Annotated in this window: 8 protein-coding genes; 5 read left to right on the forward strand and 3 right to left on the reverse strand. The window is 64.1% G+C overall.

Going from position 1 to position 6,294, the window contains the following annotated elements:
- On the forward strand, positions 1-569 hold a 569-nt coding region (locus ABIC70_RS28240), incomplete at its 5' end, for a hypothetical protein (RefSeq protein ID WP_502916060.1).
- 11 nt (positions 570-580) lie between these two features.
- Here the strand turns inward: ABIC70_RS28240 and ABIC70_RS28245 are convergent.
- Entirely contained in the window at positions 581-1,690 is a 1,110-nt protein-coding gene (locus ABIC70_RS28245) for a class I SAM-dependent methyltransferase (protein ID WP_354442404.1), read from the reverse strand.
- Positions 1,691-1,895: 205 nt separating this feature from the next.
- Here ABIC70_RS28245 and ABIC70_RS28250 point away from each other — a divergent pair, with 205 nt between their 5' ends.
- From ABIC70_RS28250 to ABIC70_RS28265, 4 genes are read left to right on the forward strand one after another with little or no spacing between them, the layout of a single operon-like run.
- Positions 1,896-2,594, forward strand: a complete 699-nt coding sequence (locus tag ABIC70_RS28250) for a glycoside hydrolase family 108 protein (protein WP_354442406.1) — start codon at positions 1,896-1,898, stop codon at positions 2,592-2,594.
- Positions 2,595-2,597: 3 nt separating this feature from the next.
- The gene (locus ABIC70_RS28255; RefSeq protein WP_354442408.1) at positions 2,598-3,140 is read left to right on the forward strand and encodes a 3TM-type holin; all 543 of its coding nucleotides are present in this window, start codon (positions 2,598-2,600) and stop codon (positions 3,138-3,140) included.
- Positions 3,141-3,157: 17 nt separating this feature from the next.
- Positions 3,158-3,505, forward strand: a complete 348-nt coding sequence (locus ABIC70_RS28260; RefSeq protein WP_354442410.1) for a hypothetical protein — start codon at positions 3,158-3,160, stop codon at positions 3,503-3,505.
- Positions 3,505-4,077, forward strand: coding sequence for a hypothetical protein (locus tag ABIC70_RS28265; protein ID WP_354442412.1), 573 nt, complete (start codon positions 3,505-3,507; stop codon positions 4,075-4,077). Before ABIC70_RS28260 ends, ABIC70_RS28265 begins: the two co-directional genes overlap by 1 nt.
- Positions 4,078-4,814: 737 nt before the next feature.
- Here the strand turns inward: ABIC70_RS28265 and ABIC70_RS28275 are convergent.
- Both ABIC70_RS28275 and ABIC70_RS28280 read right to left on the reverse strand, forming a co-directional pair.
- A complete protein-coding gene (locus tag ABIC70_RS28275; protein WP_354442419.1) occupies positions 4,815-5,165 on the reverse strand; it encodes a hypothetical protein in 351 nt (116 codons plus the stop codon).
- Positions 5,166-5,852: 687 nt separating this feature from the next.
- Positions 5,853-6,155 carry a hypothetical protein gene (locus ABIC70_RS28280; RefSeq protein WP_354442416.1) on the reverse strand — a complete coding sequence of 101 codons (303 nt, stop codon included), beginning with the start codon at positions 6,153-6,155 and terminating at the stop codon, positions 5,853-5,855.
- Positions 6,156-6,294: the final 139 nt, after the last annotated feature.

A 6,294-nucleotide genomic window follows, 5' to 3' on the forward strand; every position in this document is an offset into this window, starting at 1 on the left:
TCCGCCATCGCTACCTCCAGGCCGCAAAACGGCCGCCTGGAATCACAAAACGACAAACCCTGCAACGCCTTGGTTCGGTTCACACCCTAGAGCGGCTCGGCGATCTGCCGGAGGGCTATCCCGAGGATCAGCCCGACTTCCGGCCCTACGTGGCGCCGATTCCCGAGCTCGCCGACATCAAGACTGCGCTGAAGGCCGAGGTCGACGCCAAGGCCGAGGCGCTGCGCCTGACACTCATCACCGCAGGCTCCGGCCAGGCGATGGAGTACCAGGAGGCCTACGCGCAGGCCAAGGCTGCCCTCGCTGTCTCGGGCGCCATCGAGCCGTCGGACTATCCGATGCTGGCTGCTACGATCGGCGTCGACATCGACCCGAAGACTGGCAAGCCCGCGGCCGATGTGCTCGGCGTGGCCCGCTCGGTGAAGGCCGCCTACGAGGCGTTTCTCCAGGTCGGCGCCGCGATCCGAGGCACCCGGCTTCTCGCAAAGGCAGAGATCGATGCGGCGAGCGACGTCGGTCACGCGCAGGTAATATTCACCGCGATCAAGTGGCCCGCGCTGGGCACCTAAATTGCTTCACATCAGCTGTCCCGGGGTTTGCTCCAGCCTCGACCTTCCTGAATGCCGTGTCTGATGTAATGCAAGAAGGGGTTCATTCCGGTCTCAGCAACATCAGTGTTGGCCTCAAGATAGCCGAGCGTGGAAAATCCCGGCGTTGGATCCGCGTCGATTTTCCATCCAACATCGATAAAGTGCTGAATTGCCCCGGCAGGGTAATCTCCAGCCGCCGGATTGTTGAGCATATAGAAATCTTCGTTAAAGAATTTACGCATCAACTCGGCGTCGCTCTGCTCTGATGGGCTGCCGCTTGTTTCGTAACCTTTAGTGATAGTGGCTGGAATATTACCTACAGACGTAGATGTCTCGACGGTTCCCATAAATGGTTTGTCGGATTTTTTCCTATAGAATATGTTGATGCTAACGGTCGGTATTCCGAGTCCGGATAATCTCTTTTCGCGCTCTTCAGTATTCCCACGCTCAATGACGGTCTTCAAGACCGGGAAATACTTGCTATAAGAATTCACTGAGCTATATACGCTTTCTTGACCGACTCCACCATCAAACCAGAAGCCTACGATCTCATAATCATTGTATCCGGCCAGGTCGAAGAAAAATCGTCCTGTGTAACAGAAATATCCATGATCTAAAAAACCAATAGCTGGCAGCTGATGGCATATGTACCCGCCAACCTTCGCGGCATCGTGTATGTTGCGAAATGAATTAAGTTGGTTGAGAATATGCTCTGTAGTTCCACAGTTAATGACCACGTCATAAGCACCGGTCATCTTTTTCGGCATTTGTTCTTTATTAAAGTCTATTATTGTTGTCTTATATCCATCCGCAATATCGACGGCGTCATACCCAAATCCGGCTTCTTCAAACAATTCGCCGACGAATGCTTCGTTCAGGCCGCCGCGGACAGGATCATATCCAGAACCGCGCTCCATCCGTGCGGCAAACTCGTCGAGATTGCTCTGGGGCGATCCGTTAAACCGCTGAACGAAGTGGCGAGCATCCGCAGCAGTTATCGAATACAAATTCGATGAGCCAATATCGAGGATCCGGCCGCCACCTTGGCTGAAGATCCCCACCTCCTCAGCCTGCTTAATCCAGCTCCACGACATGCCCATGGCGCTCTCCCCTTCTGGTTGAGGTGCCATATCGTGAACTCGCGTTTAGTTTGCAAGGCAGCGATCAGTGCTCCGTCATCGTCGCGCGACACCGTCGCGGCGCCTTCGTGCCCGTCCTCATTGAGGGCGCCGGCCCCGTCTGGATCTCCGCCCGGCCGCCGCATCGGCGCTGACGCTCCACCACCCCTGACATCGTGAGGACCACATGGCCGCTGCCAACTTCGAGCGGGCGCTCGCGCTCGTCCTGATGCACGAGGGCGGATACGTCGATCACCCCGCGGACCCGGGCGGTGCGACGAACCTCGGCATCACCATCGGCACGCTGTCGGGCTGGCTCGGCCGGACGGCGACGAAGACCGAGGTCCGAGCCCTCACGAAGGCGACCGTCGCGCCGATCTACCGGAAGAATTACTGGGACGCGGTCCGCGGCGATGAGCTGCCGGCGGGCGTGGACTACTGCGTCTTCGACTTCGCGGTGAACTCGGGCAATGGGCGGGCTCTTTCATCGCTGCAACGGGCGATCGGCGTTGCGGACGACGGCAAGATCGGTCCGATCACGCTGGCGGCGGCCCGCGCGAAGGATGCGGGCCAGACGGTCGAGCGGATCTGTGCGGACCGGCTGGCCTTCCTGCGGCGTCTCTCGACCTGGCCCACCTTCGGCAAGGGGTGGAACTCGCGTGTGCAGGGGGTGCGGGCCGAGGCACTAGCGATGGCTTCGGTGGCCGTGCCCACGGTGCCGGTCGAGGTCGCGCCGCTGTCGCCGCCCGCGCCGCCGGTGTTCCCGCCGGCCCCGCGCAACAGCGGCTCGCCCACCGCCGCGCCCGCGCCGACCGCGGCGGCGCCCGGCTTCTGGGCCTCCGCCCTCGCGCGGCTGCGGACCGCCTACCCGAAGAAGGAGGTCTGACACATGGCTGTCGGCGTCATCGGATCCATCATCGGCGGCGTCCTGACGGGCGGCGCGGGCCCGGCGCTCGGGGCCGGTATCGGCGCGGCGATCCCGAGCATCGCCGAGATCGCGAAGGTCATCGTCGACCGGACGATCCCGGACCCGCAGAAGAAGGCCGAGGCTCAGGCCGAGATCGAGCAGGCACTCACGGCTCGCGAGACAGCGCTGACGGCCGCCCTCCAGGCGCAGAACGAGCAGCAGAACGCCATCAACCTCGCCGAGGCGCAGGGCAACGACCGTTTCTCCTCGCGATGGCGGCCAGCCGCGGGGTGGGTGTGTGTCGCCGGGCTGGCCTACCAGTACATCTTCGCGCCGATCGTCACTTGGGCCGGCGCGCTGGTCGGCACGGTGCTCGGCTTCGCGTTTCCGGCACCTCCGACGCTCGTCATGAACGATCTCTGGCCCATCCTGGCCGGCCTGCTCGGGATCGGCGTGATGCGGACCTACGAGCGCACGACCGGCGTGCCGTGGGCTGTGCCCAGTCCGCAGCCGGCACGGCGTTGAGCCCGGATGCTCGCGCGATGGATGCCGCCCGCGAAGCCCAAACCCGGCCGCCGGCCTTCCTGCGGTTCCACGATCAAGAGGGCATGATGCCGGAAGCCCCGAACAAACAGGACGAGGCGGCCTGGACCAAGATGCAGGTCGACGTCGCGGTCTCGGCGACGAAGCTCGATGCGGTCCAATCCGACGTGCGCGGCATCCGGGAGGATTTGCGCAACGTCTACGCCACCAAGACCGAGCTCAAGGACGTGGTGGACGACGTCGCGAAGCTGAAGGACCACGTCGGCTGGCTGGTGAAATCCGTCCTTGGCGCGATCGTCCTGGCGATCGTCGGCCTCGTCCTGTCGAAGGGCGGGGTGCCGCACTGATGCCCCCTGAACCGGAATCGCCGCAGGTTGTGATGCTGCCCGAAGTGGACCGCACGGACGAGATCTATGCCCGCGCCATCGAACTCGCCTACGGCCCGTCCCGGCGCCAGGCCCGCCTACAGCTCGTCCTCAACGCGCTCTACTACACCTCGCTCGTCGCGCTGGTCGGCTGGATCTTCTCCATGGCGATCGACCGCGAGCCACCGGTCCGGCAGATCACCCGCGAGGTGGTCAACCCGGGCAAGCAGGTGCACGTCGGAGACCGCCTCCTGATCCGCGGCGTTCGTGTGCGGGATCGGTCGTGCGAGATCACGCGCCGCTGGTGGATCGTCGACGGGGCAGGCCGGCGGCTCGACTTCGAGCCTGAGCGCTTCGACGCCTACGGGCCGCTCGGGCGCGAGGAAGAGGTCATCGGGCCGTTCATCCCGCTCGACGCGATGCCCGGCCGAGGCCGGCTTCTCGGAGTGGTGGCCTACGACTGCAATCCGCTCCAGCGGGCGCTCGGATGGTCGATCACCACGATCCTTCCGCCGCTGGAATTCGAGATCCTGCCGCGGGCGCCAGGTTCATGACCTGCGCGCCCGTCGAGCAGGATCTGACCGTGGTGATCGCTCTGCTGGCGCTCATGGCTGGCATTATCATCGGCAACCGAACCGCACCGAAAGACCCGCCCGCCGGATCGGATTAACGCGCACCCGACTCCCGTCTACATCTGGACATCCCGAGACCACCTCGAACCGCCCGGCTCCGATCGCGGCGGCTTTTTCGTACTGGTGGCCCGCCGCTTGCCTGAGCTCAGCTTCCTCCCAGGATCCACTCAGCCCCGCCGGCACCGCCGCGTGGGGCTTTTTCGAGCCCCCCTGGCTTCGTCAGTATCGAACTATCTCTCAAGCGAGTGCGTTTCTCAGCCTTCAGTGCAAAGGAAGGTTCTCATGCGCCATCGCGTTCTCGCAGCCGCCGCCGTCTTCAGCCTCCTCGCAGGCGGGGCATCTGCGCAGGCTCCCGCGGCGACTCCCGTGGCGCCCTCCGCTCCTGGCGCTTCGGGCGTGGTTGCGCCGCAGAACAGCACGACCGGTAGCACTGGCGCCGTGACGGCTTCGCCGACCGGGCAGCCGGCCGACACGATGTCGAACAGCTCGTCATCCGCCGGGAATGCCAATCAGCCTGAGCGCGCCGTTCCTCAGGGCGGCGGTGGCGGCGGCAGCAGCAAGTAGCCGCTGAGCGCCGTCAACTGCGTGCGCCTTCTTCAGCCCCGCCGGCATTGCCGCGCGGGGCTTTCTCACATTCTGCTCTGCTCTTCAGAGGCGCTCTAATTGCAGGTCAACTTCCGGCCTTCGGCCATGCCGACCTTGCGGTAGTGTTCCAGCCCGGACTTGATTGCGCGACCTATGACCGCCCGGCGCACGTCCGGATTGCAACGCAGATATTCCATCTCGTTGAAAGCGTAGTCGCCACGCCCGCCCCGCGAGCTTCGGTCATAGTCGCGATCGTGGTCGCGGCGGTCGCGGTCACCGTAGCCCCGATCTCCGTAGCCTCCGTCACGAGGGCCGTAGTCACCGCGATCGTAGCCGTAGTCGCGCCCGCCGTAGGACTGCGCGAAGGCCGGAGCGGCTCCGCTGAGTAACGCCAGGCCAAGGACGGTCGCTGTGATCACCTTCATGTCGTGCTCTCCGTTGTTGAGAGGCGTGAACGCGTTCAACGGTAGGCGGTTCGTTTTGCCTGGGCGGGTGCCGCGCCCATGCTCCCTGCATCACTGCCGTCAGAGGGCTTTCCTTTGCCCGCGTCGGGCCTACCCTCAGCATTGGGTTTGGCTGAACTTTCCCCCTTTCGGTGCCCGACCTGAGTCGCCGCACACGGGAAGGGCGAGACAATCCCCGGGCACAAAATCGCTCGTATTTTGAACGCAAAGAAGTTGCCCACGACAGGCGGTGCCCCTTTTATCACTCGACCCACCTCCCGTGGGATTTTCAAAACGATTACAGGCGCTTGGCACGCACATCACCGGGCCGGACACCATGCTGAAGCTGACGCAATTGCGAACGTGTATGTGACACGTGACGGGCGAAGGCCCTGGTAGCCGCGCTCGCCCCTTGGCGGCGTGCGACTCACACGCGGCGGAGTCGGCTGTATACTCTGAAGGATCCCGGCGCGGGGCGCGCGCGCCGCTGACCCTGCACAGCCCGGTAACCGCTGCTAGCCATCCTACCCCAGAGCCAAGTTGCGTACCGTCTCAGATCACACCCAGGTGAGATCAGGCGCTCCCCCGCCCCGTGAGCAGATCGGGGCGGGGCCGAGCAGATAGAGCTACTGGTGGCAGGTGGCGAAATGAGCCTCCCGGCTCAGCCTGTCAGCGCTGTACGGCCTCGATGTCATCCTCATAGATCGAGTCCGGCTGACAGGCGTGCCACTCCCTCTTCTCGTCGGTCTGACCCTTGCGGCCCCAGCAATAGCCAGCCTGCGCCAAGCGACCGCTCAGCCGATCACGAAGTCGACATTGCTCATGGATGACGGCGGGATCTCCCGAGCCCTCACAGGCCTGCGATGCCTTCAGTTCCGCGGTCAGCAACTCAGGAACGGTCGGGAGCTGTTGCTGCGCCTTCGCCCCACCGGCAGCGACGACGAGAGCGAGGGCGGCGAGGGCTGTGCGCATTGGGCCAGGATAGCGGAGCAGCGGGCGGCGGCAATCGGTATCCCGCGCTAGGGTGTGGACTCGATCAGCACCAGAAGGCGATGACGGCGGCCAGAGCGAGGGCCGAGGCGTAGTTGCGGGCGAGTTTGTCGTAGCGGGT

Origin of the sequence: Methylobacterium sp. 1973 (assembly GCF_040545035.1) — a bacterium.
Taxonomy (GTDB): Bacteria; Pseudomonadota; Alphaproteobacteria; order Rhizobiales; family Beijerinckiaceae; genus Methylobacterium; species Methylobacterium fujisawaense.